This is a genomic window from Brevundimonas sp. NPDC046655 (assembly GCF_044901625.1).
In the GTDB taxonomy this organism is placed as follows: Bacteria; Pseudomonadota; Alphaproteobacteria; order Caulobacterales; family Caulobacteraceae; genus Brevundimonas.
The window spans coordinates 781,483-807,011 of sequence record NZ_JBJDPV010000001.1 but is presented as its reverse complement, the minus strand read 5'-3'; the positions used below and the strand labels follow the sequence as shown (position 1 = coordinate 807,011).

Annotated in this window: 25 protein-coding genes and 1 tRNA gene; 13 read left to right on the top strand and 13 right to left on the bottom strand. The window is 66.7% G+C overall.

Features of this window, described 5'->3' with window-relative positions:
- Both xth and ACI2KI_RS03930 read right to left on the bottom strand, forming a co-directional pair.
- On the bottom strand, nucleotides 1-774 hold the full coding sequence (gene xth, locus ACI2KI_RS03935; protein ID WP_404617901.1) for an exodeoxyribonuclease III: 774 nt from the start codon (nucleotides 772-774) through the stop codon (nucleotides 1-3).
- A 131-nt stretch (nucleotides 775-905) separates the two neighbouring features.
- Nucleotides 906-1,145, bottom strand: coding sequence for a DUF6894 family protein (locus tag ACI2KI_RS03930; RefSeq protein ID WP_404617899.1), 240 nt, complete (start codon nucleotides 1,143-1,145; stop codon nucleotides 906-908).
- On the opposite strand from ACI2KI_RS03930, the gene ACI2KI_RS03925 reads away from it, so the two are divergent.
- The gene (locus ACI2KI_RS03925; RefSeq protein ID WP_404617897.1) at nucleotides 1,144-1,917 is read left to right on the top strand and encodes a Crp/Fnr family transcriptional regulator; all 774 of its coding nucleotides are present in this window, start codon (nucleotides 1,144-1,146) and stop codon (nucleotides 1,915-1,917) included. The two genes, ACI2KI_RS03930 and ACI2KI_RS03925, sit on opposite strands and share 2 nt — an antisense overlap.
- A gap of 13 nt (nucleotides 1,918-1,930) precedes the next feature.
- Here the strand turns inward: ACI2KI_RS03925 and ACI2KI_RS03920 are convergent, their stop codons facing one another.
- From ACI2KI_RS03920 to ACI2KI_RS03895, 6 genes are all read right to left on the bottom strand, one after another.
- Nucleotides 1,931-2,689 (bottom strand): Crp/Fnr family transcriptional regulator, encoded by a 759-nt coding sequence (locus tag ACI2KI_RS03920; protein ID WP_404617895.1) that lies wholly within the window; start codon nucleotides 2,687-2,689, stop codon nucleotides 1,931-1,933.
- Nucleotides 2,690-3,632: 943 nt separating this feature from the next.
- Nucleotides 3,633-3,824 (bottom strand): hypothetical protein, encoded by a 192-nt coding sequence (locus ACI2KI_RS03915; RefSeq protein WP_292083058.1) that lies wholly within the window; start codon nucleotides 3,822-3,824, stop codon nucleotides 3,633-3,635.
- A 75-nt stretch (nucleotides 3,825-3,899) separates the two neighbouring features.
- Nucleotides 3,900-5,516, bottom strand: a complete 1,617-nt coding sequence (locus ACI2KI_RS03910; RefSeq protein ID WP_404617893.1) for a hemerythrin domain-containing protein — start codon at nucleotides 5,514-5,516, stop codon at nucleotides 3,900-3,902.
- Between the two features lie 529 nt (nucleotides 5,517-6,045).
- The gene (locus ACI2KI_RS03905; protein WP_404617891.1) at nucleotides 6,046-6,333 is read right to left on the bottom strand and encodes a SemiSWEET family sugar transporter; all 288 of its coding nucleotides are present in this window, start codon (nucleotides 6,331-6,333) and stop codon (nucleotides 6,046-6,048) included.
- 19 nt (nucleotides 6,334-6,352) lie between these two features.
- Nucleotides 6,353-7,348, bottom strand: a complete 996-nt coding sequence (locus ACI2KI_RS03900; protein WP_404617889.1) for an NAD(P)/FAD-dependent oxidoreductase — start codon at nucleotides 7,346-7,348, stop codon at nucleotides 6,353-6,355.
- A gap of 116 nt (nucleotides 7,349-7,464) precedes the next feature.
- Nucleotides 7,465-9,525, bottom strand: coding sequence for an AsmA family protein (locus tag ACI2KI_RS03895; RefSeq protein WP_404617887.1), 2,061 nt, complete (start codon nucleotides 9,523-9,525; stop codon nucleotides 7,465-7,467).
- A gap of 148 nt (nucleotides 9,526-9,673) precedes the next feature.
- On the opposite strand from ACI2KI_RS03895, the gene ACI2KI_RS03890 reads away from it, so the two are divergent.
- From ACI2KI_RS03890 to ACI2KI_RS03870, 5 genes are all read left to right on the top strand, one after another.
- A complete protein-coding gene (locus tag ACI2KI_RS03890) occupies nucleotides 9,674-10,567 on the top strand; it encodes an SDR family oxidoreductase (protein WP_404617885.1) in 894 nt (297 codons plus the stop codon).
- 132 nt (nucleotides 10,568-10,699) lie between these two features.
- Complete coding sequence (locus ACI2KI_RS03885; protein ID WP_313105927.1) at nucleotides 10,700-11,518, top strand: TIGR02587 family membrane protein; 819 nt, start codon at nucleotides 10,700-10,702, stop codon at nucleotides 11,516-11,518.
- A 65-nt stretch (nucleotides 11,519-11,583) separates the two neighbouring features.
- A complete protein-coding gene (locus ACI2KI_RS03880) occupies nucleotides 11,584-11,901 on the top strand; it encodes a hypothetical protein (RefSeq protein ID WP_404617882.1) in 318 nt (105 codons plus the stop codon).
- A 409-nt stretch (nucleotides 11,902-12,310) separates the two neighbouring features.
- Nucleotides 12,311-12,547, top strand: a complete 237-nt coding sequence (locus ACI2KI_RS03875; protein ID WP_404617880.1) for a DUF5961 family protein — start codon at nucleotides 12,311-12,313, stop codon at nucleotides 12,545-12,547.
- Nucleotides 12,548-12,643: 96 nt separating this feature from the next.
- On the top strand, nucleotides 12,644-13,507 hold the full coding sequence (locus ACI2KI_RS03870; RefSeq protein WP_313105922.1) for a Ku protein: 864 nt from the start codon (nucleotides 12,644-12,646) through the stop codon (nucleotides 13,505-13,507).
- Nucleotides 13,508-14,191: 684 nt separating this feature from the next.
- Here ACI2KI_RS03870 and ACI2KI_RS03865 read toward each other — a convergent pair.
- The 4 genes from ACI2KI_RS03865 to ACI2KI_RS03850 form a co-directional block, all read right to left on the bottom strand.
- Nucleotides 14,192-14,266: transfer RNA gene (locus ACI2KI_RS03865), tRNA-Val, on the bottom strand.
- A gap of 86 nt (nucleotides 14,267-14,352) precedes the next feature.
- Nucleotides 14,353-15,642: a dicarboxylate/amino acid:cation symporter gene (locus tag ACI2KI_RS03860; protein WP_404617878.1), complete on the bottom strand. Its 1,290-nt coding sequence runs from the start codon at nucleotides 15,640-15,642 to the stop codon at nucleotides 14,353-14,355.
- 157 nt (nucleotides 15,643-15,799) lie between these two features.
- A complete protein-coding gene (locus tag ACI2KI_RS03855; protein ID WP_404617876.1) occupies nucleotides 15,800-16,207 on the bottom strand; it encodes a hypothetical protein in 408 nt (135 codons plus the stop codon).
- A gap of 151 nt (nucleotides 16,208-16,358) precedes the next feature.
- A complete protein-coding gene (locus ACI2KI_RS03850; protein WP_404617874.1) occupies nucleotides 16,359-17,045 on the bottom strand; it encodes an HAD-IA family hydrolase in 687 nt (228 codons plus the stop codon).
- 72 nt (nucleotides 17,046-17,117) lie between these two features.
- Between ACI2KI_RS03850 and glmU the strand changes: the two genes are divergently transcribed.
- Nucleotides 17,118-18,485 (top strand): bifunctional UDP-N-acetylglucosamine diphosphorylase/glucosamine-1-phosphate N-acetyltransferase GlmU, encoded by a 1,368-nt coding sequence (gene glmU, locus ACI2KI_RS03845; RefSeq protein ID WP_404617872.1) that lies wholly within the window; start codon nucleotides 17,118-17,120, stop codon nucleotides 18,483-18,485.
- Nucleotides 18,482-19,165 (top strand): ribose-5-phosphate isomerase RpiA, encoded by a 684-nt coding sequence (gene rpiA / locus ACI2KI_RS03840; protein WP_404617870.1) that lies wholly within the window; start codon nucleotides 18,482-18,484, stop codon nucleotides 19,163-19,165. Before glmU ends, rpiA begins: the two co-directional genes overlap by 4 nt.
- Here the strand turns inward: rpiA and ACI2KI_RS03835 are convergent.
- On the bottom strand, nucleotides 19,155-20,105 hold the full coding sequence (locus ACI2KI_RS03835) for a hypothetical protein (RefSeq protein ID WP_404617868.1): 951 nt from the start codon (nucleotides 20,103-20,105) through the stop codon (nucleotides 19,155-19,157). The genes rpiA and ACI2KI_RS03835 overlap by 11 nt on opposite strands.
- Nucleotides 20,106-20,264: 159 nt before the next feature.
- Here ACI2KI_RS03835 and gor point away from each other — a divergent pair, with 159 nt between their 5' ends.
- The 5 genes from gor to ACI2KI_RS03810 all read left to right on the top strand — a co-directional run bounded on the left by gor (nucleotide 20,265) and on the right by ACI2KI_RS03810 (nucleotide 25,440).
- The gene (gene gor / locus ACI2KI_RS03830) at nucleotides 20,265-21,647 is read left to right on the top strand and encodes a glutathione-disulfide reductase (protein WP_404617866.1); all 1,383 of its coding nucleotides are present in this window, start codon (nucleotides 20,265-20,267) and stop codon (nucleotides 21,645-21,647) included.
- Between the two features lie 77 nt (nucleotides 21,648-21,724).
- Nucleotides 21,725-22,480, top strand: coding sequence for a class I SAM-dependent methyltransferase (locus ACI2KI_RS03825; protein WP_404617864.1), 756 nt, complete (start codon nucleotides 21,725-21,727; stop codon nucleotides 22,478-22,480).
- A gap of 28 nt (nucleotides 22,481-22,508) precedes the next feature.
- Complete coding sequence (locus ACI2KI_RS03820; RefSeq protein WP_404617862.1) at nucleotides 22,509-23,264, top strand: class I SAM-dependent methyltransferase; 756 nt, start codon at nucleotides 22,509-22,511, stop codon at nucleotides 23,262-23,264.
- Nucleotides 23,261-24,247, top strand: coding sequence for a 3-hydroxyisobutyrate dehydrogenase (mmsB, locus tag ACI2KI_RS03815; protein ID WP_404618924.1), 987 nt, complete (start codon nucleotides 23,261-23,263; stop codon nucleotides 24,245-24,247). The genes ACI2KI_RS03820 and mmsB overlap by 4 nt, the downstream gene beginning before the upstream one ends.
- 23 nt (nucleotides 24,248-24,270) lie before the next feature.
- Nucleotides 24,271-25,440, top strand: a complete 1,170-nt coding sequence (locus ACI2KI_RS03810; RefSeq protein ID WP_404617860.1) for a sialidase family protein — start codon at nucleotides 24,271-24,273, stop codon at nucleotides 25,438-25,440.
- The last annotated feature ends 89 nt before the right edge of the window (nucleotides 25,441-25,529 follow it).

Genomic DNA, 25,529 nt, shown 5'->3' with positions numbered 1-25,529 from the left:
TCAGTCGGCGAGTTCGATCCAGGTCGGAGCGTGATCGCTCGATTTTTCCCAACCTCGGACCTCGCGATCGACGTTGGAGGCGCGGAGGCGATCGACGAGGGAGGGGCTGACCAGAAGATGGTCGATGCGCAGTCCCGCGTTGCGGGCGTAGGCGTTCCTGAAATAGTCCCAGAAGGTATAGATGGTCGCCTGCGGGTGGTGCAGGCGCAGGGCGTCGGTCCAGCCCTGGTCGAGCAGGCGGCTGAAGACGCGCCGCGCCTCGGGACGAAATAGGGCGTCGTCCGTCCAGCGCTCCGGCTTGTAGACGTCCGCGGGGGTCGGGATGATGTTGTAGTCGCCCGCCAGGACCACCGGCGCTCCGGTCTCGATCAGCCGGGCGGCATGGGCGATGAAGGCCTCCGCCCAGGCGAGCTTGTAATCAAAGCGGGGGCCGGGCGCCGGATTTCCATTGGGCAGATAGAGGCAGCCCACGAGAACGCCGTTTATCGCAGCTTCGATGTAACGGCTCTGGTTCGGGTCAGGGTCGTCGGGAAGGCCGCGTCGGGTTTCGTGGATGGCCATTCCCTTCGCCAGAACGGCGACCCCGTTCCAGCTTTTCTGACCCAGCCATATCGCCTCATAGCCGAGGTCGCCGAGGGCCTGGGCGGGGAAGTTCGCCTGCTGGGCCTTGAGCTCCTGCAAGCAGACGACGTCCGGGCGGGTCGCCTCCAGCCAGCGGAGCAGCACCGGCGCCCGACCGTTGATCCCGTTGACGTTGAAGGTGGCGATCCTCACCGCGGAAGCGTTCCGCGTCGAGAAGGGCGCCGGCGCCGATCATCTGAGGGGGCCTTGGGACGGAGGACCAGGAAGACCATGGTCTTTAAAGGCGACTGGCGCACAGCTGTTCCGCCATCGGCGGGGACGCCTCAGGAATGGGTGTCGGGCTTGGCGGGGGCCGTGACGGTCACGCGCCAGATCTCGCGGCCGTCGGCATTCTGGACGATAAGGTCGAAGCCGAAAGGCGCCGGGAGAGCCGTAGACTGTTCAGCCAACAGCTCGGCGGCGAAGCGAACCCCTTCGCGGTAGGCGAAGGCGTCCGAGGCGGCCTCGTTCTCGAGCACCAGTTCCTTGTCCGGTTGGGTGACGATATATCTGTAGAGCGCCATGACAGACATCTATACGCGGGAACGTGGACACCGGATGATATCGCGCCAGACGCCGATACAGGGGCTGATCGCCAGACTCGCGCGGCGGGACAGGATCAGTCCCGACGAGCGGATCGCACTGGAACAGGCGCTCGACGCCCCCCTCCTACATCGCGCCGGAGAAATGATCCTCCAGTCAGGCGCCCGTCCTTCGAGCTGCCGCCTGCTCGTTTCCGGGCTCGTCGCCCGCATCAAGGATTTCCAGAGCGGCGCGCGCTCCATCGCCCAGCTTAGCGTAGCTGGAGATTTTCTCGACCTGCACGGCTTGGTCATGAAACAGGTGGACCATGGCGTCCTGGCGCTGACCGACTGCATCACCGCGTCCCTGCCTCACCGCCTTATGGCGGATATGATTGAGACCTGGCCCCATCTCGGTCGGCTGTTCATGCTGGAGCTGGCCGTCGACGGGGCGATCCAGCGCGAGTGGTTTCACCGACTAGGCCGCCAGGATGCGCTCGGGCGGATGGCTCACCTTCTGTGCGAGCTCGACGCCCGGATCGCTATGGCGGGACTGGGGAACGAGGACGGATTCAGCCTGACCATGACCCAGGAAGATTTCGCCGACTGCCTCGGGCTTTCATCGGTGCACGTGAACCGGACGCTCGCCGAGTTGCGCTCTCGCGGCCTGGCGTGCTGGCGGGCCGGACGGGTCGAAATCCATGACCGCGCCGGGCTTGTCGCCCTGGCGGGCTTCGATCCGAACTATCTTCGTCCGGACGCCGCGCCGATCTAGGCGGCGCGGCGGATCAGTCGGTCTGGGCGATCCGCAGTCTGTGGCCAGGAACGACGCCGCGCTGCAGATAGGCCGGCTCGAAATCGGCCAGACCGACCAGTTGTTCCCAGTCCAGGACCTGGGCGGACCGGCTCGCGAGGGTCGCCACGGATCGGAGGGCCTTCAGAGTCCGATTGACGTGGACGGAGGTCATGCCCGTCGCGTCGGCGATCTGGTTCTGGGTCAGGGGAAACTCGAAAGAGTCCGCCCCGGTTTCGCGGACGCCCTGGCGCGTCGCGATTTCGCAGATGAGATGGGCGATACGCCCAACGGCGTCCCGCCGACCTATGTTCACGACCCACTGCGACAGGATGGCTGCGTCGACCATGCAGTCCCGCCAGAACGCCTCGGCCAGGGCGGGGTGCCGGGCGGCCGCCGATCGCAGGGCCTGGTGAGGGATTTTGAGGACCTTCGTCCGGCAAAGGGCCTGCAGGGCGGAGGTCGCGCGGGGGTCCACGACGGACTGCAGATTGGCCATGTCGCCGGGAACGTGAAGCGCGGTGATCTGCCGGTCTCCGCGGGCGTTCTGGCCGAAACGTCCCAGCGCCCCCGTGACGACCAGGCTGGCGAATTCCGTCATCTCGCCGAGGGCGACATGGTCGATGTTCGCCTCCAGCTCGGATGGAAAGGCGGGCAGGTCCAGTACGGCCTGCTGTTCGACGGGCGTGAGCTGGGAGCGAAGGTTGAGACGGTTCAGAAAAACCTGAAGCCCGGCGCGGTTCTGATGAGGCAAACGATCACTCCGCCATGCAGCGGGAGCGTGCGCCCACGGCTGTCGAGGCCTGCGGGCTCTTCTCGACAGTGAGTCACCATGATCTGCGGGAGAAGCGGCCGCACTAACCTATGATATAAAACGCCTGGCGTCGGAAAGCGGTGAGCGGCAAATCGCCCGAACGCAGATCTGTTCGTCAGAGGCAGGCTCAGGGTGAAAATCAGACCGTCCGGTTCGAAGCCCAGAAGGGTCCCGCCGGAGCGCGACGGCGCCTCCTCATTGCGGCCCGACTGCACGCCGGAGCGGGGAAGGATCAAAGGCCCGGCCAAGCTCGGGGTTAAGCAGGCAAGTAGAGGACAAGGCGCGGCGAAGTGTCCGGTACCGGACACCAAGAACCGTCAGCGGAAGAGGACATTTACAGTCGGCAATCACTTCGGGAGGTGAATTGTAATGCGGCTCGGCGACGTGTCAGCCCCTCTTCGGCACGTCCCGGGCCGCATTTTGCGGGCGAACGCGGGAGGTCGGGGGTGTTGAGGAAATCGGCTATCGAGAGGGCCTTCGAACTGGCGGATTCGGGTCGCTTCGCAATCCCCAGCGCAATACGAAGGGCCATGATCTCCGAAGGCTATACCCAGTCAGATGTCTTCACCCTCGAAGGTCGTGCGACCTGGACGCAGCTTCGCCGTCGGTGTCTGGCCGCCGGTAAACCTGTCGCGCGCTCCGGCAGCGCCTCCGCCGAGGATTCCAGCAATCCCGGTCGAGGAGCGGCGGCTTCACGGACGTGACGACGGCGCGCCTGCGGAGGCCGGCTTTTCGAAGTCGCCCGTCTTCTCAAATTCGGGCGTTCCCTCGGTCTTCCCGGAAGCTGCTCTGTAAGACGGCGGGGGCGCAAGATTGTCCGAGGACCTGACCTGGCGTGATCCCGACGACACGGCCGGATGTCGAGGAGGAGCGCCGGCGTGTTTCAGCAGGATCCGATCCGGTTCGTCATCATGGGCGCCGCATCGCCCTCCATCAGAAGTTCGCCCACAATCCTGCCCGTGCTTCTCAGGGCGTCCAGCCTCTCTTCGGCCTGATCCCATTCGCCTGCAGTCAATCGGCAGGAGAGGGTTTTGCCCAGCCATTCGTAGTCGATGAGGAAGGTCTTGTCGGCCATGATGGTTCTCCCCTGGGGGTGACGGCGGTGAAGCGGCGATGCGTCCGGACCGAAGGCCGGACGCATCCCTGCTTGTCAGCGGCGGTTTTCCCAGCCTCGACGGGAAGCCTCGGAATGGCCGCGGGAATCGCCGAACCAGCCGCCATGCCCGCGATCCGAACGTCCCGAGCGATCATCGTCGTCGCGATCTGAACGACCTCTGCTTTCCCAGCCGCGACGCGCCGCTTCGGCATGGCCGCGAGAGTCTCCGTACCAGCCGCGGCCGTCGCCATCATCGTCGTCGCGTCGGCGGTAGGACCGCTCATCGCGGTCGCGGTCCGAAGACGAACTGCGCCCGCGCCCGCCGCCGCCGGAGCGGTCGTCGTCGCTCATGAAGCGGCCCTGGTCGTCACGGTCCCGATCGAAGGAGGCGTTGCGGCCACGTCCGCCGCCGCCGCGACCTGACCGATCGTCGTCGCTCATAAAGCGGCCCTGGTCGTCACGGTCCCGGTCGGAGGAGGCGTTGCGGCCGCGTCCGCCGCCGCCGCGACCTGACCGATCGTCGTCGCTCATGAAGCGGCCCTGGTCGTCACGGTCCCGGTCGGAGGAGGAACTGCGCCCGCGTCCGCCGCCGCCGCGACCGGAGCGGTCGTCGTCGCTCATGAAGCGGCCCTGGTCGTCCCGTTCCCGATCGTAGGAGGAACTGCGCCCGCGTTCGCCGCCGCCGCGACCCGAACGATCGTCGTCGCTCATGAAACGGCCCCGATCGTCCCGGTCGCGGTCGTCATCGCCGCGCATGGACCGGCGTTCGTCCCAGCCGCGCCGAGCGGCCTGGGCATGACCGCGGGAATCCCCGTACCAGCCCCGACCGTCGCCATCGTCGTCGTCGTCCCGGAAGCTGCGACCCTCGCCACGGCTGCGCGCGGCCATGGAGTGGCCCTCGGAGTCTCCGAACCAGCCGCCGCGACCACGGCCTCGATCATTGTCGTCCCTGCGGTCGTCGTCGCGAGACCGCGAATAGGATCCGCCGCGGCGATCATCATCGTCATCGCTGACGAAACGGCCGCGTTCGTCTCGTTCCGGACCTTGATTTCTGGGCATGCCATACTCCTGGGTTGGGCGATTTTCGCCTTGAAGTTGATGAAAAGACACGAGGTGCGACGGGCGCAGCCGGTCGGCCTCCTTCAACAGCCGACGCTTCCGTTCCAGAAGTCGGCGGCCCAGCGCGGCTGTGTCGACGCCGGCTGACTTCGCCTTGGCGAAGACGCCTGTCCGGGGCGCCTCCTCCTCAGCGACATGGTGTTTGATCTGCTCGGCGAGGACCTTGAACCGAGCTGCCTGGAGCGGATCTTCCTGGCTGCTCGCCAGCAGTTCGATGATGAGGAGCTTGGCGCAATCGTGCTCGACCTGGGCTTCGTCCAGGGCGTCCTCGGTCTCCTGGCCGTCCGCTGCGCGACAGGCGGGGTAGAAGATCTCTTCTTCGAGCAGGGTGTGAAGCGTCAGTTCCGTGCAGGCCTCGCGGATGATCGCGGCCTTGCGCCGGTCGGGGGCGGACTCGAACTCCGCGAACAGGGCCTCTACCCGGCGATGATCAGCCTTGAGCAGGTCGACGGCGTCGGCCTCCGGATCGGATGGGAGCTCCGGGGTCTTGCCGGTCTTGGGCGTTTGACCGGGTTTCCCCTGGTTCTCGGCGGCCGACGACCCGGCTTCCACCCTGGTTTCGCCGGGAGGGGCCTTGGCGCCTGCAACGGACTTTCCCGACGTCGGGGAGGATGCAGCCGCGGCTGCGGGCGTCGGCGGTTTTGCGGTTGGAGAAGGGGCGTTTTCTTCCGGCGTCTGCATGACGGCTCCTGTCGAAAGGGGACAGGGGGCAAATCGGCCTTGTGGATGCGAGTTCCGGTCATGCCGTCCTGGTCCGAGCCGGGATCGCGAGCGCAGGTTTCAGTCGATCTGCCGGATTCTCTACTGCCCTGCATGCGCGGCTTTGCCGGTGGAATTCCGGTCTGGCGGGCTCAGGCGCCGCAGCTTGACGTTGTTGTCGGCGTTCGCGCTAAGGGGTTCTCGTCAGGGCCTCGCGCCCCGAGGCGGCTTCGAAATTATTCGTCGGTCGAGGCTCGCCGGAGACCTTAAGTCGCATAGGCGTCTCATCAGAACGGGACGTGAAAGCGGCCGCCGTCCCAGTGCGCCCCAGGTATTGGTCGCGTCCCCTCGAGGCCGGCCGACTCCGGTGCGACTGTGAGCGCTAGGATCGCGCTGCGCGGGGACCGGTGTCCCTGAAGCGCCATTTCATCAACAGCACCCCCGACGCCATGGCCAGGGCGCAGGCGTTTGCGATCGTCACGGGCCAGGCCTCGGTCATGACGCCGTAGACCACCCAGAGGACGAAGCAGGTGACGGTCAGCCCATAGGTCTTGAGGCTGACGGCCGAGGCGTCCCTCTCTTTCCAGATCTTGACGCCTTGGGGCGCGAAGCTGGTGATGGAGCAGACGGCGGCGGCAGAGCCGACGATATTGGCGACGAGTTCACTCATACGGCCGCAACGTCAGGCGTCATCTGCTGTTCCTTGAGGTTCGGGTGCGCATGCGGCGACGACTACGACCGGCTTTGCTCTCGAGCGTGGCTTGCTCCTGCTCGCGCAGCCAGTTGTGCGCCCTGGTGGCCGCCACGGCGCCGTGGCCCATGGCCACGCTGATCTGATCCAGGCCTTCCACAAGATCTCCTGCGGCGAAGACGCCCGCGACGCGGCTGTCGAAGACGGCGTCGGAGGTCCCGCAGCCGGCCTCGGTGAGAGCGAGCCCGAGCTGCTCAGCAAGGGTTGAACGCGGTCTGCATCCCAGGGCCGGGTAGATGACGTCGAACGTCAACGGCGCGCCGGTGTCGAGACGGACGGTGATGTCATCGGCGCCGGGCTCTAGAGCGAGAAGGGCGCCGGCTTCCAGCCGGATTCCCGCATCGGCCAGGGTCCGGGCCTCGGCGGAAGAGAGTTCAGGGCGGTTGAGCGGCATGAGAGTGACGTTCTGGGAATACCCCCGCAGGAAGAGGGCTTCAGCCGCGCCATTGGTGTCGCAGCCGATCACCCCTATCCGTTTGCCGATATGTTCATATCCGTCGCAGACCGGGCAGTAGCGCAGCACCCCCGCCCGGATCGCTGCCTCGTGGACGGCTTCGGGCAGATCGACCTGATTGAGATCCACGCCCGTCGCCAGGATGACGGCGCGGCTTGAGCGCGTGGAACCGTCCGCGAGATGAAGGCTGAATCCGCCGGCTACGGCCTCGACAGCCGCCACCTCGGCCTCCTGGATGGTCGCGCCGTATTGAACGGCGTGGCGGGTCATGCGTGCGATCAGATCCGGTCCCCGAACGCCCTCAGGAAATCCCGGAGCATTGTGCGTGAGGGGAATGCGCAGGGCCCGGCTCTTGCCGTCGTGCAGCACGAGAACACTCCGGCGGTATCGCGCCAGATAGAGGGCTGCGGTCAGGCCCGCGGGCCCGGCGCCGATGACGACGACATCGGGTTCAGAGGTCGGTTCTGTGTCTGCGGCCATGGTTTCGCTTCGAGGAGGTGCCCCGTCCGAACAGATGACAAGGTTCGGCGTTCCATCCCGGCCCTTCCAGGACCGGGGCGACGAAAGCCGTCGGCCGGAGTGCGGCCGCAGAGAGTTCAGCGAGCGGAAGCGATCAGGGAGCCGCAGTCTGCGTCCTCGGCCAGGCCGGGATCGATGAAGCCCAGGAGGGCCGCGACCGGACTGACGAGGGTGGCCAGGGCGCCGACCAGACCGCCCTGCGTCGCCACCGCCGAGGCGTCCACGCCGAGGCGCGGGGAGGCGAGGGGGCCTTTGATGGTGATCGGCGCCCAGACGCGCAGGAGGCGCGGCTTCTTGGTTTCGCCGTCGATCCGGAGGTTCATGGTCTCGGCGCCGAGGTCGATGGTTCCCGAACCTTGGGCCAGGACCACGTCCGTGTCGATCACAAGGGTGCGAGAGGTTGCGACGCCGCCGGCCACCTTGAAATCCGCAACCGCGCAGCGAATGCCGGACGTGGACTGGTCCCCGGAGAGCAGCTTGCCGAGCCCGGCGCCGACATTGATGCCCAGCAGTTCGGCGAAGGCCGATCGCATCTGACCCTGGGGCGCCACCAGGCTGATGGATCCCTTGGAGTTGGCCGCCAGGTCGTGAATGGATGCGCCTGGCCCCTCCAGCCTGGCCCGCCCCAGGGCGCGTCCCGTCACTGTCGGGGCGCCCCCGCGCGCTGGGATGATCGACTCCAGGGGATAGCCGCTCAGGCGGAAATCGACGACGCTGTAGGGAATGGACTTGCGGGCGTCGATGCGGGCCGTACCGTTGAGTTCTCCGCGATTGAAAGCGAAGGCGACGGGGTCGAGCTTCAGGATCCCGTCCTTCAGGTCGGCCCCGAGGCTGACCTGCCGGATGTCGAAGGCGTTGGTCTTGACCGTACCGGCGCGGTAGGAGAGCGACCCGTCCATGGCGCGGAGCCGTTCCGTCCGCAGCGGGGCGTCGGGCAGGAGCTTGCCGGGCGCGCCCGAGGTTGCGACCGTCCCCTCGCTGGTGACCTGTGGTCGGGCGCCCAGGACGGCGGCGAGGTCGTCGATGTCCAGGGTGCGGGAGGTCAGTTTCGCGTCGACGCGGCGGCGCTCGCCGACATTGTTCACCTCCAGGCTTCCGGACAGGTCGGAGGATCCGACCCGCCCGCTGAAATCGGCGAAGCGGAACAGGGCGCCGTCCCGGCTCAGATCGCCCTTCAGTCTGTAGGGCGGCGTGTTGGGCGTGGTGATCCCGGTCAGGAGATAGATGTCGGCCAGGTCCTGGCCCTCAAGCTCCAGCACCGCATTGAACCGCCCGAGGTCGAACGGCCGGGTGACTTCGCCCTCGGCCCTAAGTCTCGAGCCGGCGCCCGCCAGATCGGCGGTGAAGGCGTAGGGTCGGTCGCGGCGAATATTGACGAAGGGGCCGCCGGTTACGCGGAGAGTGAGCGGCGCGCCGTTCATCGTCCCCTTGCCGTCAAGCAGAAAGCCGCTTTCGCCGTCCTCGGGGGAGCGCGCCTCGCGCGCCGTGATCATGGCGTCGAGCTTCATGCCCCGTCGCTGTTCGTCCAGCGTCAGGCGGCCGTCCTTGATGACCAGGCGCTGGATGACCGGCAGTTTCGCTCCGCGACCGTCGTCGGGCCGCTCGGGGTGCAGGTCCCAGCTCCGGCGACCGTTCCCGTCCACGACAAGATGGACCGCCGGACGGGTCATCACCAGGGAGGACACCTCCACCTGACCCAGGAAAAGCCGTCGCAGCCGGACGGAGACGTCCAGTTGTTCGACTTCGGCCGTGTTGCGATCGTGCGCCCAGGCGGGGCCGCCTATGCTGAGGCGGCGCACCGTCGCCGAGGGCGTCCAGCTGAACAGCCTGACATCGAGGTCGCCGTTCAGCACGACCTCGCGACCCGTGGAGGCGGAGGCCGCCCGGCTGATCGGCCCGCGCAGCCAGTTCCAGTCGAACAACATCAGAAACATCAGAGAGCCCGCGATCAGCCCCAGAGTGATCGTGGCCGCGATGATCTCCGCCTTTCCCGGACGCCGGACGGCCGACCAGACAGGATCCTGATCGAGGACATAGGTCTTGAGCCGGGCTGCTCTCGCCCTCATCCCGCGCCGGAGGGAGGCCGCGGCGGAGCGCAGGGTCTGCAGAGCGGATTTGTGGCCTGGTTCGTCGATCAAGGTCGCCTCCGGTGAAGCTGGTCAACGCCTGAGACCGCAAAGGGCGCCATGGGGCTGAGCCTGGGCGGAACGAGCCCTGCGACACGGACATTAGGTCGGCATGCCCGAGCGCGCCTGATGCAGGCCGCGCGCCTTCAAAGGAAGACCCATGTCCGATCGCCTCGCCATGCAGGATCCGCGCAACCAGTATCCTCGACCGCCCTTTCCCCGTCAGCCTCAGCCCGAACCCGGTCTGGCGGGCCGGATGATCCCGCGGCCCGACCATGGTGAGGACAGCTATGTCGGACATGGCCGTCTGAAAGGGCGCCGGGCCCTGATCACGGGCGGAGATTCCGGGATCGGTCGGGCGACGGCGATCGCCTATGCCCGCGAAGGCGCCGATGTGGCCATCGCCTATCTGCCGTCCGAGGAGAAGGACGCGCAGGAGGTGGTCGCCCTGATCGAGAAGGCCGGGGTGAAGGCCCTGGCCCTGCCAGGCGACATTCGCGACGAGTCATGGAATGCGACCATGGTCGCCCGGGTGGCGGAGGCCTTCGACGGTCTGGACATCCTGGTCGTCAACGCCGGTCATCAGCAGTACCGGGAGAATGTGGCCGAGGTCTCGACCGCCGATTTCGACGCCACGATTAAGACCAACCTCTACGCCTTGCACTGGATTTGTCAGGCCGCAGCGCCTCATCTGCCGCCGGGCGCGGCCATCATCACCACCGCCTCGATCCAGGCCTATGAGCCTTCGGACATCCTGCTGGACTATGCGACCACCAAGGCCGGGATCGTCGCCTACACCAAGGCCCTGGCCAAGCAGATGATCGAGAAGGGCGTGCGGGTGAACGCCGTCGCGCCGGGACCCTTCTGGACGGTGTTGCAGCCCAGCGGCGGTCAGCCCCAGGAGAAGGTCGAGCAGTTCGGGGCCCACAGCGCCTTCGGCCGGCCGGGGCAGCCGGTGGAGATCGCGCCGGTCTACGTCCTGCTCGCCTCCCAGGAGGCCAGCTTCGTCACCGGAGAGGTCTGGGGCGTCACCGGCGGGGCCGGCGTCGGCTGAGCCGCGAACGCCGTCCGACCTGGAACGGCAAGGCTTGTTGGATTTTGGAACGAAATGCGCCCTGGCTCTGGGGCGGCGCTCGTTAATGACGTCGTCAGTTCGTGGCGGCGGACGATTAGGAGGATCTGAAGGATGACGTCCGCAGACCGCGGGTTGGGTTCGGAGATCGACTATCTGTCGGATCTGGGGCGCGCATTCGGCGGCGCCCTATTGTTCAGTCTCCCCTTGCTGATGACCATGGAGATGTGGGCCCTCGGCGTGTCGGCTGCGCCCGCGCGGCGCCTCGCCTTCGTGATCGCCGCCTTGCCCGTCCTCTACGGCTTGGCTCACTACGCGGGCTTTTCTGCGCGAAGGGGCTTGGTGAACAACAGCCTGGACACCCTTGTGGCGCTCGCCGTCGGGTTCACGACCTCGACGGCGCTTCTGGCCATGTTCAACGTCCTTGACGACTCCTCCCTGACTTCGGCGGCGGGGCAGGTTTCGCTTCAGGCGGTCCCGGCCGCCCTCGGCGCCCTTGTCGCCCGTCGGCAACTTTCAGGGGATGAGGAGGAGGGCGACGAGGACGAGGCGTCCTACCCTGGCGAGCTCTTCCTCATGTTCGCCGGAGCCTTGTATTTCGCCATGAACCTGGCGCCGACCGAGGAGATGCGGCTGATCGCCTACCTGACGACTCCGTCAGGCGCCTTGGGGCTGCTGGTGCTGTCGCTGGCGCTTCTGCATGTCATCGTCTTCGAGGCCGGTTTCGCGGGGCAGGAAGAAAAGGAAAGCCCTCTTCGCGCCTTCCTGGACTTCACCCTGCCGGGCTACGCCCTTTGTCTGGCTGCGAGCTTCGCCATGCTGTGGGTGTTCGGCGCTGTAGATGGGCATGGCGCGGGCGCCGTCATGGCCAATGTCGTCGTTCTCGCCTTCCCGGCCGCCCTGGGCGCGGCGGCCGCGCGGCTTCTGGTGTGAACATGGAGAACCGGGAGAAGCCCGCTCGCGAAACGCTGTCACGGCTGCAGTGCGTCTGCGCCTTGATGGGTCTCATCGTCACCGCCGCAGCGATCGCTGTGCTCGCGCGATCCGCCTTCGCCGATCACAGGCCGCCCGACCTGACCGTCCTGCCCCAAGCTCTTCGTCCTGTGGGAGCGGGCTGGGCGCTGGAGGTCAAGGTTGTGAACAACGGCGACATGACGGCCGCCGCCGTTGAGATAGAAGGGGAGGCGGACGGGGAGAAATCCGGGGCCACGCTCGACTACGTGCCGGGACACGGCGAAAAGCGGGCGACCCTGGTCTTTTCCTCTGATGGGAAGCCCCAGGCGCAAGTCCGCATCACGGGATGGAACGATCCATGACTCCCTATGAGCGCCTGCGAAGAGAGGGCGACGCCGCCGGGAACCTTCGGAGCTCGCCCGGCGCTGGTTTGATATGCAGATGCTTGGCGCCATACTTATTGTCATTCTAGGAGCTGTTCCGGTCGCCATGGGATTGTCCCTGATCAGCCGCGCTTTCAGACGCATAGGACGGGGATGGAGTCCGGGGAAGGGCGCATGAATTTCCTGCTTTTCGCTCTTGGTCTCGTCTTCGCCGCGGTTGCGGCGGCGGCGATCCGGTGGAGCCGCCGTCATCCGGGAGCGCCTGGGAAGAAGGCCGATGAAACGCCGCCAGACGCCTGACTTGCGAAGCGTTCGACACGGGCGGTCGTGTGGGCGCCAGCCGAGTTAGCAGTCGAATACGATCAGGCCCAAGGCTTAGGAGGTCTCAATGTCCGGAACCGGACACAACCGCTTTTATGTCTACGCCGAAGGCGCAGGCCGAGCCCATGGCCACGTGATCGAGGCCCCGAGCTTTGAGGCGGCGGCGGTCGGGTACGCCGAACTGTTCTTTCCCCCTGTGAACGCCGGGGATGAGGTTCGTCTCTTCGTGGCGGATATGGAGGGAGGTCGGGAGCACTGCTTTGTCATCGACCTGGAAGACGGGCAGGCCGAAACCTGCGGCTGAGCCGTCGGCTCGGGTGAGACGCAGGGCAGGGAGCGAAACCCGTTTCATGGTGTTGATTCGGCGCGACGGGCGCGGCGCCCGTCCCGGAGGCTCGAAATGGCGTATCGCCCCACCTGGCAGGGACACCTGCGTCTGTCCCTCGTGACTTGCCCCGTCGCCCTTTACACGGCGACCAGTTCAGGGGGCGAGGTTCATTTCAATCTCATCAATCCCGAGACCAACAATCGTATCCGGATGATCACCACCGACCCGGACACGGGCCCGGTCGAGCGGTCGTCCCTGGTCAAGGGCTACGCCGTCGCTAAGGACGAATACATCCTCCTCACCGATGAGGAGATAAAATCCGTCAAACTGGAGAGCACGAAAACGATCGATATCGAGCGCTTCGTGCCGGAGGAGGAGATCGACCGCCTCTACTGGGATAATCCCTACTACCTCGCGCCGGCCGGAGCGCTGGCGGAGGAGGCTTTCGGCGTTATCCGTGAGGCCATGCGCTCGGAAGGCAAGATCGCCCTGGGGCGCGTGGTCCTGTCGACGCGGGAGCGTCTGCTGGCGCTGGAGCCGCGGGACCAGGGAATCCTCGCCTATTCTCTCCGTACGCGAGGGGAGGTCCGCGCGATGCGCGATGTGTTCGGAGCCATATCGGACAAGGCGCCTGATCCGGCCATGGTCGATATTGCGCGGCGGATCATCGAGCAGAAGGCCGGGCCCTTCGACCCGGACCAGTTTGTCGATCGATACGAGGAGGCGCTCAAGGCTCTGATCGCCTCCAAACAGAAGGGTCATAAGCCTGTTCGCGCCGCCGAGCCGGAGGACACCAATGTCGTCGATCTGATGGCCGCGCTCCGCGCCAGCCTGAAAGGTTCGGGCGCCGAACCTCGCAGGGGCGCGCGGACGGCCAAGCGGCCGGCCGCTTCGGAGAAGGGGAAGAGGGCTACGCCCCGGAGACGGGCGAGTTGAGGTTCGCCGGGATCCTGTGATGCTCGGCGCTCACGACTGACCGAAAGGCGACAGTCGCAACAATCCTCGGCCTAGCTCTTTCCGTTTTGTCGAAAGGGAGCTCGACATGAAGACCTACATCAAGATCGCGGCCGGCCTGGCTGTCCTTGGTTTGCTGGCCGCCGCCTGCAGCAGGGACGCCGACCGGCGGGCGCGAGAAGCGTCCGGGGCGGAAGGGGAGCCTGTGGGGGAGGTGGGGACCTTGACTGATGTTCCTGCTGGACCGGGGACGTCAGGGTCATCCAGCGAGGCCGTCAACGGGGCGGTTGCGACCGAGGCGCCGGTCTCCCCTTCGCTTCAAGGGGCGGGGACAACCACGCCGTCCCGAAGCACGACCAATCCGAGTCCGCCCGCTGCGGCCAGTTCACCTCCGTCTGCTCCGGACTGAGTGAAGCGGCCTCGCTGGATGCCTGGTGCGTTGCGCCGGCCGGGCCTTCGTCGGTCCTTGCTGAAGCGTTCCGGGCAAGCGACGGCAATGCTGCTATGCTTGTTCGTGGCGTATTCGTGCTTGAAACAGCCTGAAACGCCGTTTTGAGCGAGGTTTCCGGCGCCCCCCTAGCGCCCCCCTAACGAGGCCAAACCTCAGACGCCCCAGGTTCACGGCCAGGCGATGGGTTCTATCTTGTTGTAAGGTAAGGGGGAAAATGGTGGACGCGACAGGGATTGAACCTGTGACCCCCTCGGTGTGAACGAGGTGCTCTCCCGCTGAGCTACGCGTCCAGCGCAGTAACGGCCAAATCAGAAAGGCTTGGGCCGCCGGGAGGCGCGATGTAGCCCGCGATTCCGACGACGGCAAGCCTCTTTGATCAAATACCCGCCGCGCGCACGCCTTCGGGCGTTTCCGTCTCGGGATCGCCGGGCAGCCAGGCGACGTGACCGTTGTAGATGTTCTCGTTCAGGATGCCTTCCTCCTTGGCGACCAGGACGGGGACCAGCATCTGGCCGGTGACGTTGGTGGCGGTGCGCATCATGTCGATGATCCGGTCGATGGCGACGATATAGCCGATGCCTTCCAGCGGCAGGCCCGCCGTCGACAGGGTCAGGGTCAGCATGACGATGGAGGTGCCGGGCACGCCGGCCGTCCCCAGCGATCCCAGAACCGCCGTCAGGCCGATCAGCACGTATTGCGTCAGCGTCAGGTCGATCTGGAAATACTGGGCGATGAAGATCGAGGCGATGGCCGGATAGATGGCCCCGCAGCCGTCCATCTTCACATTGGCCCCCAGAGGCACGGCGAAGGCGGCGTAGGCTTGCGGCACGCCCAGACGCTCGACCGTCTGGCGCAGGGTGATCGGCAGGGTGCCTAGCGACGAGGAGGTGGCGAAGGCCGTCTGCTGGGCGGCAAAGGCACCGCGGAAGAAGCTGCGGATCTTCAGGCCGTGCAGTTTCAGCAGGCCCGAATAGACGATCAGAATGTGGAAGAGGCAGGCCGCGTAGATGGCGAAGATGAACTTGCCCAGCGGCAGCAGCGCCTCCCAGCCATAGCCGCCGACGACCGAGCCGATCAGGCCGAACACCCCGAACGGCGTCAGTTGGATCACCCAGCGGGTGATGCGGAAGATCAGGGCCGCGCCTTCATCCACCAGTCGCCGCGCATTCTGCGCCCGGTCGCCCAACGCCACCAGGGCCGCGCCCAGCAGGGCGGAGAAGAAGATGATCTGCAACACCTTGCCCTCGGCCAGCGAGGCGAAGGGATTGGTCGGAACAACGCCCAGCAGCACCTGCAACGGCGTCGGGATCACGCGTTCCTTGACCTCGCCCAGCGGCAGGTCAGCCAGTCCGACGCCCGGATTGATGATGTGCCCGAAGGCGAAGCCGACCAGCACCGCCAGCAGCGAAGTGATCGCGAACCAGACGATGGTCCGCACCCCCAGCCGCACCGCGCCCACCCCTTCGCCCAGCTTGGCGATCGAACTGGCGATGGTGAACAGCACCAGTGGCGCCACCACCATGCGGATCAGGTTCAGATAGACGTCGCCGATCGGCTGCAGCCAGACCGTCGCCTGCTCGCGCAGGATCAGGCCGGCGATGATGCCCAGGGCAAAACCGGCGGCGGTGCGCTGCCAGAGCGGGATAGCGAAGAAGCGACGGAACATGACGACCTTTGGGGAGGAGCGGTCGTCCTATGTGTTTTGCGCAAGAGGTGACGGCAACCGCGACGGGAGCGATTGACGGTTAGAAGTTCTGATTGGTTGTTTAGCTTTTCTACCTAATCCCAACTCGCTCATCCCAGCGGGCGGGGCGGAGTTGCCGCTAAGACAGCCTGATTACGAAGCTGAGTAATTTCATCTGGAATTGCTGGGGCGTCTTTGGCTCATCGCCATCCGCCAAGAGAAAATCTGGAAAGCGCTGGTTCAGGTCTGGGCAGGTGATCGAAAGAAACTCAGCGAGCTTCATCGTATCTTGTTCGAGAAATTCCAGACGCCAATGGTAGAATGCTTCGCTCGTCTGCTCGAGCAAGATTTCGACAGCTTTGGCGGCGTCGGTATTCGAAGCTTCAGCCTTTGCCAGAAATGCGGCTACGGGCGCACTGCTCTTGTAATCCCCAGTCCAGCCCATCAAGGCACAGTCGTCACCGTAGAGCCTCAACTGGGCAATGCCTTGGGCATCGTTGTGCAACTCGATGATTGCGGGCGGCTCTTGAGGGTCGATCTCAATCATACGCGTAGGATATCGCCCTACGCAGAAAAGTCACTTGGACACGTCCGCTTCCCACCCTTAAGCGAACTTCAGAGCGTCCGCTTCCGGGCCGCGTTCGGTATCTGGATCCCGGCCTTCGCCGAGGTGAGCTATGGGGGACGGGCGAGGGGCCTTAGCCCATCACCTCAGCCAGCGCCGCCTCGAACCCGTCGTAGTGGTCGATCACGACATCTCCGCCCAGCTCCTCGCGCGGCACGTCATTGTAGCCGAAGCCGACGACGATGCAGGCCACGCCCGCGTCCCTGGCGGCCTTGGTGTCGGTGGTGCTGTCGCCGACCATGACGCAGCGCGCCGGATCGCCGCCCGCCTTCTGCACAGCCTCATGAATATGGGCCCCGCTGGGCTTGCGGGCCGAGACCGCGTCCGGTCCGGCGATGAAGGCGAAGTGGCGCCTCAGGTCCAGCGCCTCGATCAGGGCGACCGACAGGTCCGTGCGCTTGTTGGTGGCGACGCACAGGATGGCCCCACGCGCGGCCAGCCGCTCCAATGCCGGAACCACGCCGTCGAACGGGCGGCTCTCGTCGGCGATATGGGCCAGATAGTCCTCGATGAAGCGCTCGAACAGGCCGGGCGCATGGGCCTCGTCCCAGGCGGCGCCCGCCTCCATGAAGCCGTGACGCAGCAGGGCCATGGCGCCGTGGCCGACCAGATGCCGGGCCGAGGACATGGGCACGGGCGGCAACTCGTACTGGACCAGCATCCGGTTCAGCGTCCCGATCAGATCGGGCGCCGAATCCACCAGGGTCCCGTCCAGGTCGAAGGCGATGGTCCAGCCTTCCAGATCGCGTTCAGTGCTCATGTCGTCTCCCGGCTCGCGCAGACCCCGGCAATGGGCTAGATCGCGCAGGACGACAAGCCGCCGGATCGATTCATGACCGCACCTCACCCTCGCGCCGCCATCATCCTCGCCGCAGGCCAGGGCACGCGGATGAAGTCGCCGCTGCCCAAGGTGCTGCACCCGGTGGGCCAGCGCGCCATGCTGGATCACGCCATCGACGCCGCCGAGGCCCTGGGCTGCGAGCGCATCGTGGTCGTGGTCGGTTCGCATTCCCCTGAAGTCCGCGCTCACGTCGAAAAGCGTCTGGGCGAAGACTCCATCGCCGTTCAGGACCCGCCGCTGGGCACCGGCCACGCCGTCCGCGCCGCCGAGGCCGTGCTGGGTGACTTCATCGGCCATGTGGTCGTGACCTACGGCGACGTGCCCCTGCTGAAGGCCGCCGACATCGAGCCGGTCTTCGCTGACGCCGATCAAGGCGTGCACGAAGGCGTCACCGTCATCGGCTTCGAGGCCCGCGATCCCGGCGCCTATGGCCGCCTGATCCTTGAGGGCGACGACCTTCTGGCCATCACAGAGGCCAAGGAGGCCTCGGCTGAGGTTCTGGCGATCACCGCCTGCAACTCCGGCGTCATGGCCGCCCCCGTAGGCCTGCTGTTCGACCTGCTGGCCGAGGTGAAGAACGACAACGCCAAGGGCGAATACTATCTGACCGACGTGGTCGAGCTGGCCCGCAAGCGCGGCGCCCCGACCCGCGCCGTCTTCGCCGCCGAAGACTCGGTCATGGGCGTCAACGCCCAGTCCGAACTGGCCCAGGCCGAGGCCCTGTTCCAGCAAACCCAGCGCGATCACTTCCTGGCGGCGGGCGTGACCATGTCGGCCCCCGACACCGTCCACTTCGCCTGGGATACAGAAGTCGGCGCCGGCACGACCATCGAGCCCTTCGTCGTCTTCGGCCCCGGCGCGGTTGTGGCCGAGGGCGCGCGCATCCGCAGTTTCAGCCACATCGAGGGCGCCAGGGTCGCCAGCAAGGCCGAGGTCGGCCCCTACGCCCGCCTGCGCCCCGGCGCGGATCTGGGCGAAGGGGTCAAGATCGGCAACTTCGTTGAGGTCAAGAACGTCCGCATGGACGCGGGCGCCAAGGCCAACCATCTGGCCTATCTCGGCGACGGCCATGTGGGGGCGAAGGCCAACATCGGCGCGGGCACCATCTTCTGTAACTACGACGGCTTCTTCAAACACCGCACCACGGTGGGCGAGGGGGCCTTCGTCGGCTCCAACTCCTCGCTGGTCGCCCCCGTGACCATCGGCGCGGGCGCCATGGTCGGCTCCGGCTCGGTGGTGACGAAGGACGTCGCCCCCGGCGATCTGGCGCTCGGCCGCGCCGAACAGACAATGAAACCCGGTTGGGCGGCCCGGTTTATGGCTGCCATGCGCGCAAAGAAGGCGGCGAAATCCCAATGAGCGACCTGCAGAAGAAGAACGCCGGCGAAGCCGCCGCCGCCTATGTCGAGGCAGGGATGGTGGTCGGTCTGGGCACCGGCTCCACCGCCGCCTGGTTCGTCAAGGCCCTGGCGGCGCGCAACCTGCCGGACCTGCGCTGCGTGCCCACGTCTGAGCGCACCGCCGATCTGGCGCGCGAACTGGGCCTGACCCTGTCGACGCTGGAGGACACCCCGCGCCTCGACCTGACCGTCGACGGCGCCGACGAGATCGGTCCGGGCCTGGCCCTGATCAAGGGCGGCGGCGCGGCCCTGCTGCGCGAAAAGCTGGTGTGGGAGGCGTCCGCCCGCTGCATCTGCATTGCCGACGCGGCCAAGGTCGTGCCGGTGCTGGGGACCTTCCCCCTGCCGATCGAGGTCGTCGCCTTCGGTCACAAGACCACCGCCAACCGCATAGCCGACGTCCTGGCCGACCACGACATCCCCATGCCCGCCCGCGTCCGTCAGGCCGATCGCGGCCTGATCCGCACCGACGGCGGCAACCTGATCTACGACGCCGCCTGCAAGGTCATCGCCGACCCGGCTCGCCTCGCGGCTGACCTTAAGAGCCTGACCGGCGTGGTCGAACACGGCCTCTTCCTCGACCTGACCGACCTGGCCCTCATCGGCACGGACGCCGGGTTCGAGACGCTCAATCCGTAGAAGGGTCGGCCGCCTGGGTGTCGGCAAGGCGGTTGTGAGCGCGATGAATCGATTGCGCGATTTCGAGGTTTCCCGCCCGGGTGTTCTTGAGCGTCATCTGCGCCTTATACAGACCTTCCAGGTAGGCGTAGTCCCACTCGGTCATGCCTTCGCCCGAGGCTGCGGACTCGTCGAACGTGTTGAGAACCGAGACGTATCGGCTGGTGTCAGCCTGGGGATCGATCTGCGCCAGGGCGACGAAAGCGATGTAGTCCGCGAGTTGGCGGCTTTCGATGCCAGCCAGTTGTGATGAATCGACGACAATGATGACGCGCTGAAGATTGTCCACGATCTGGGTCGTGAGATTTGAAGCGGAGATTTTTACGGCAGGAGCGCAAGAAACGGGCGTGTCGCCGCATGGATCGCCGGGCAGGCGCACAGCTCGCAGGTTGGTGTCCCGATCGACAGGGAAGCTGACGTGCCACCACCGCACCGGGGCGGCGGATTCGCGGAACGCACGCAGAGCGGCGGCGCCCTGATCGGTTGTACTCGACCCTGGGCGGAAGCTCAGCGGCGACCTCTCAGTGATGGCATGGGCGACATTGGTGGCGTCGGCTGATGCGACAACGACGACATTGGGGCTGCAGTTGGGGCCGCCCGAACGCACGTTGACGCGGTCGGCTACCTCCGCCACGCGGTCGATGATGTACTGGGCCCCGTCCTGTTCGATGTTGACGGTGGAAACGCATATGGGGTTGCGCCAGCGAGCCAGGCTCCGGCCCTGATTGGGTGCAGCCACCTCGGTCACAAACGACTCGATCAGGCGCTGCAGCGGGCGACCAATGACCGTCAGGTCTTCCAGGCGTGTCGGCTCCTCGGCCTCATCTTGAGGCTGAGCCATCGCCCCGGAGGCGAACAGGAGGCTGCCGAGCGCCGCAGCGGCCAGGGTAAGTTTCAGCATACGTGCCTCCAAATGGAACTGGTACCGACACTGTCAGCCAAGGAAAGGCCTGTCCAGACTTCGCACAACGCCGAGATCCGGCTGGGGGCGTCGACGCCTAGCGTTTGACGGTTCCAACTCCTAGATTGCAGGTTCCAGTAGATTTTTCAGGAATTTGACGTGGCTTCTTACGACTACGACCTCTTCGTCATCGGCGCCGGTTCGGGCGGGGTGCGCGCCGCGCGCCTGACGGCTCTGGGCGGTAAGAAGGTGGCCGTGGCCGAGGAGTATCGCGTCGGCGGCACCTGCGTCATCCGCGGCTGTGTGCCCAAGAAATTCATGGTCATGGCCTCGGAAGTCAGCCACGCGCTGGAGATCGCCGAGGGCTACGGCTGGTCCTTCGACAATGCGAAATTCGACTGGCCGACCTTCCTTCAGGCCAAGGACGTCGAGATCGCCCGCCTGTCGGGCATCTACGCCGCCAACCTGGGCAAGGCGGGCGTTGATCTGGTCCACGGCCGCGCCGTGATGAAGGACGCCCACACGGTCGAAATCGTCGGCAAGAACCAGACCTTCACCGCCGAGAAGATCCTGATCGCCACCGGCGGGCGCCCGTGGAAGCCCGAGGACCTGCCGGGCGTCGAGCACGCCATCACGTCCGAAGAAGCCTTCCATCTGCCGGAACTGCCCAAGCGGATCCTGATCGCGGGCGGCGGCTATATCGCGGTCGAGTTCGCGGGCATCTTTGCGGGTCTGGGCGTCGAGACGACCCTGATCTATCGCGGCCCGAACATCCTGCGCGGCTTCGACGACGACGTGCGCGCCCATCTGGCGGGCGAGATCGAGAAGCGCGGCATCAAGGTCATCCTGGGCTGCCAGCACACCTCGATCGAGAAGACCGAAAGCGGTCTGGTCAGCCACCTCGGCAACGGCATGACGCTGGAAACCGACGTGATCATGTTCGCCACCGGCCGCGTCCCCTACGTCAAGGGACTGGGCCTCGAGAACGCGGGCGTCGAGCTGAACGACGAGGGGGCTGTCGCCGTCGATCCCTTCTCCAAGACCTCGGTCGACAACATCTGGGCCATCGGCGATGTGACCGACCGGATGAACCTGACCCCGGTCGCGATTCGCGAAGCCGTCGCCTTCCACGAGACGGTCTTCAAGAACAACCCGCAGCACTTCGACTATGAAGCCGTCGCCACCGCCGTCTTCAGCCAGCCGCCGGTCGGCGTCGTCGGTTTGACCGAGCATGAGGCGCGCCGCGCCTGCACGAAAGGCGTCGATGTCTATGTGACCCGCTTCCGCCCGATGAAGTACGCCTTCACCGGTTCGGACGAGCGGGTGCTGATGAAGCTGGTGGTCGACGCCGACAGCCAGCGCGTCGTCGGTTGCCACATCGTCGGCCCGGAAAGCCCGGAGATGATCCAGCTGGCGGCCATCGCCGTGAAGGCCGGCCTGACCAAGGCCCAGTGGGACGCCACCTGCGCCGTCCACCCGACCATGGCCGAGGAACTGGTCACGCTGAAAGAGAAGCAGTCGCCCACCTCGATGGCGGGCTGATCATGTCGGGACAGGGCGGCTTGCCAGTCGCCCTGTCTGAGCGCCTTATGCGGCCCAGCTTTCCCGGAGGTCGCCCCATGAAGTCCCGTCTGCTCGCCGCCGCCCTGTCCGCCCTGTCCGCCCTGCTGGTCGCCGCCGCTTCTCCGGTCCTGGCCCAGAACGCGCCGCCCGCCGCCTATCGGAACGCCGTCGCCGACACCCTGCGCCCCGCCGACGAGGTCGCCCGCGATCCTTTGCGTCATCCCGCCGAGATCCTGGCCTTCGCCCAGGTGCAGCCGGGTCAGAAGGTCGCCGACATCCGGCCCGGCGCCGGCTACTTCACGCGTCTGTTCGCCCGGGTCGTGGGCGAGGGCGGCCACGTCTACGCCTTCGTGCCTAACCGCACGGCCGAGCGCGAGAACCCGCGCGCCGACGCCCTGGTCGCCGCCTATCCCAACGTCAGCCGCGTCAACGGCGACCTGGACGCCATGGCCTTCGATGCCCCTCTGGACGTCGTCTTCATGAGCCAGGAATACCACGATTTCCACATCCCCCGTTTCGGCGTGGACGTGGCCAAGATGAACGCCGACATCTTCAAGGCGCTGAAACCCGGCGGCCTGTTCGTGGTCATTGATCATCAGGCCGCGCCCGGCGCCGGCAACACCGCCGTCGAGACCCTGCACCGCATCGAGGGCGCGCAACTGCGCCGCGAGGTCGAGGCCGCCGGCTTCGTCTTCGATGGTGAGACATCGGCCGTCGCCAACCCCGCCGACGACCATACCTTGAATGTCTTTGACGAGGCCATTCGCGGCAAGACCGACCAGTTCGTCTATCGCTTCAGAAAGCCGGGCTGAACCGGCTGAAATCACAGGAGGAGTAACCATGCGTCCCTTCCTCGCCTTCGTCGTCGCAGCCTCCCTGGCGGCGGCCGCGCCCCTGAGCGTCGCCTCGGCCCAGACGGCGCCCGCAGCCTATGAAGCCGCCCTGGCCAGCCCCATCCGTACGACCGAGGACCGGGCCCGCGACACGGCCCGCCACGCCGCCGACACCCTGGCTTTCGCCGAGGTGAAGCCGGGTCAGAAGATCGGCGACATGATCATCGGCGGGGGCTACTTCACCCGCCTGTTCGCGGCCGCCGTCGGTCCCGACGGCCACGTCACGGCCTGGCAACCGGCCGAGTTCATCGGCTTTCAGGCCAGCTATGGCGAGGCCCTGGCCGCCGCCGCCGCGCTCGACAACGCCGACGCCATCAGCTCGCCCATCGGCGCCCCGGAATGGCCCGAGGGCCTGGATCTGATCTTCACCGCCCAGAACTATCACGACCTGCACCTCAAGCCCTTCGCCACGGACACGGCGGCGAAGGTCAATGCGGCGGCGTATCGGGCGCTGAAGCCCGGCGGCCTCTATGTCGTCATCGACCATGACGCGGCGACGGGCGCAGGGCCGGATGCGCCGGACAGCCTGCATCGCATTGACGTGGATCAGGTCAAGCGCGAGGTCGAGGCGGCGGGCTTCGTGCTGGACGGCTCAAGCGACCTTCTGGCCCGGCCCGACGACCCGCGCACGGCCAACGTCTTCGACCCGTCCATTCGCGGCAAGACCAGCCAGTTCATGCTGCGGTTCAGAAAACCGGTCTGAGCCGAAACTGTCGAACAGGTGACTGGCGAAGCGGGCGGGGAGGGGCTAACCCTGCCCCAAAATCCATAAGGGAAACGCCTCAGATGACTCGCATCGCCTTCATCGGTCTCGGCAACATGGGCGGCGGCATGGCCGCCAATCAGGCCAAGGCCGGGCATGACGTCGCCGCCTTCGACCTGTCGCCCGCCGCGCTGGAACGCGCCGCCGAGGCCGGGTGCCGCACCGTCGCCTCGGTCGCCGAGGCCGTGAAGGACGCCGAGGTGGTCATCACCATGCTGCCCGCCGGGCCGCATGTGCTGAGCGTCTATTCCGAACAGATCATCGGCGTGGCCCCGTCCAACGCTCTGCTGCTGGACTGCTCGACCATCGACGTGGAGACGGCGCGCAAGGTCGCGGGTCTGGCCAGGGAGGCGGGTTACGCCTTCGCCGACGCCCCCGTCTCGGGCGGCACCGCCGCCGCTGACGCCGGCACCTTGGCCTTCATGGTCGGCTGCGACGAGGCCGACTTCGCCCGCGTCGAACCGGCGCTGGACCCTATGAGCCGCATTACCATCCGCGCGGGCGACCACGGCGCGGGTCAGGCGGCCAAGATCTGCAACAACATGCTGCTGGGCATCTCCATGGTCGGCACCTGCGAGGCCATCGCCCTGGCCGAGAAGCTGGGTCTGGAGCCGGAACGCTTCTTCGAGATCGCCTCCAAGTCCTCGGGCCAGTGCTGGAGCGTCAGCAACTACTACCCCTGGGCCGGGCCGGTCCCGACCGCCCCTTCGAACCGCGACTATGAAGGCGGCTTCGCCACCGCCATGATGCTGAAAGACCTGAAGCTGGCCCAGGACGCCGCCGCCAAGGCGGGCGCCACGACCCCGCTGGGCGCTCAGGCCGAGGCCCTCTACGCCCTGTTCAACGGCCTCGGCTACGGCGGCAAGGACTTCTCGGCCATGGTGCAGATGCTGCGCGGGCGGCTGGACACCCTGGCGCAGTGAGGGGCCGCGGGGGGCTGTCCTTATTGGTCGGTCTGGCGGCGCTCGGCCTGATCGCCGCCGCGCCGGCCGATCCGCCTTACAGCGCCGCACCTGGTCTGTTTCAGGCCGGGGCGCCTGATCTGGGACTGAAGCCCGCGCCGGGCACGCAGACCTTCACCGTCTTCGCGCCGGGCGAGGCCACGGACCGGTTCAGCAACGGCGTGGTGCTGATGCCCTTCAAGGGCCGGCTTTACGCCCAGTGGCAGAGTTCGGTCCGGGACGAGGATGCGCCCGACACCTGGGTCGCCTACAGCGTCAGCGACGACGGCGAGACCTGGCGCGCGCCGGTCGCCCTGGCCCATGCGGGCGAGGGCGGGGTGATGCGTTCCAGCGGCGGCTGGTGGACGGACGGTCAGACCCTAGTCGCCTACGTCAACGTCTGGCCGGACGGCTTCCAGTCGGGAGCGGGCGGCTATGCCGAGTACCGCCTCAGCCGCGACGGCGAGACCTGGAGCGAACCGCGCCGCGTCATGGGCGCCGACGGCCGCCCGGTCGAGGGCGTGATCGAGCAGGACCCGCATCTGATCGGCGGGCGGCTGATGACCGGCTTCCATCTGCGACCCGGCATGATCGCCAAGCCCTTCTTCACCGACGATCCTCTGGGCCTGTCGGGCTGGACGGAGGGGCGGATGCAGAACCTGCCGCGCGACGCCAGCGGCGCGGCGGCCGAGCACGAAAAGCGCCTCAGCCGCGAGATTGAACCCAGTCTGTTCCAGCGCGGCGACTGCGCCGTCATGGTCTTCCGCGACGAGGAGTTGAGCTTCCGCCAGATCGCTTCCGAGAGCTGCGATCGGGGCGTCACCTGGACCACGCCGGTCCTGACCGACATGCCCGACGCCCGCGCCAAGCAGAGCGCAGGCAACCTGCCCGACGGAACCGCCTATCTGGTCAATGCCCCCAACACCGACCGTCCCCGGATGCCGCTGGCCGTGACCCTGAGCGACGACGGGCGCGTCTTCGACCGCAGCTTCCTGTTGCGCGGGGCAGGCGACCTTCAGCCGCTTCGCTACGAGGGCCAGTACAAGCGCCCCGGCTATCACTATCCCAAGAGCGTCGTGTGGAATGGCGCGCTCTACGTCGGCTACGCGACAAACAAGGAGGACGTGGAGGTGACGCGGGTTCCTCTGGCGGCGCTGGCGCCGGCAGAGGACTGATCGTTCAAGGCTTGCTCGCAGGCGACCAAACAGCCCGCGTCGGGTCGGGAGGTCCCGTAGGGCCGACGACCGTGGGCGACGAAACGGCC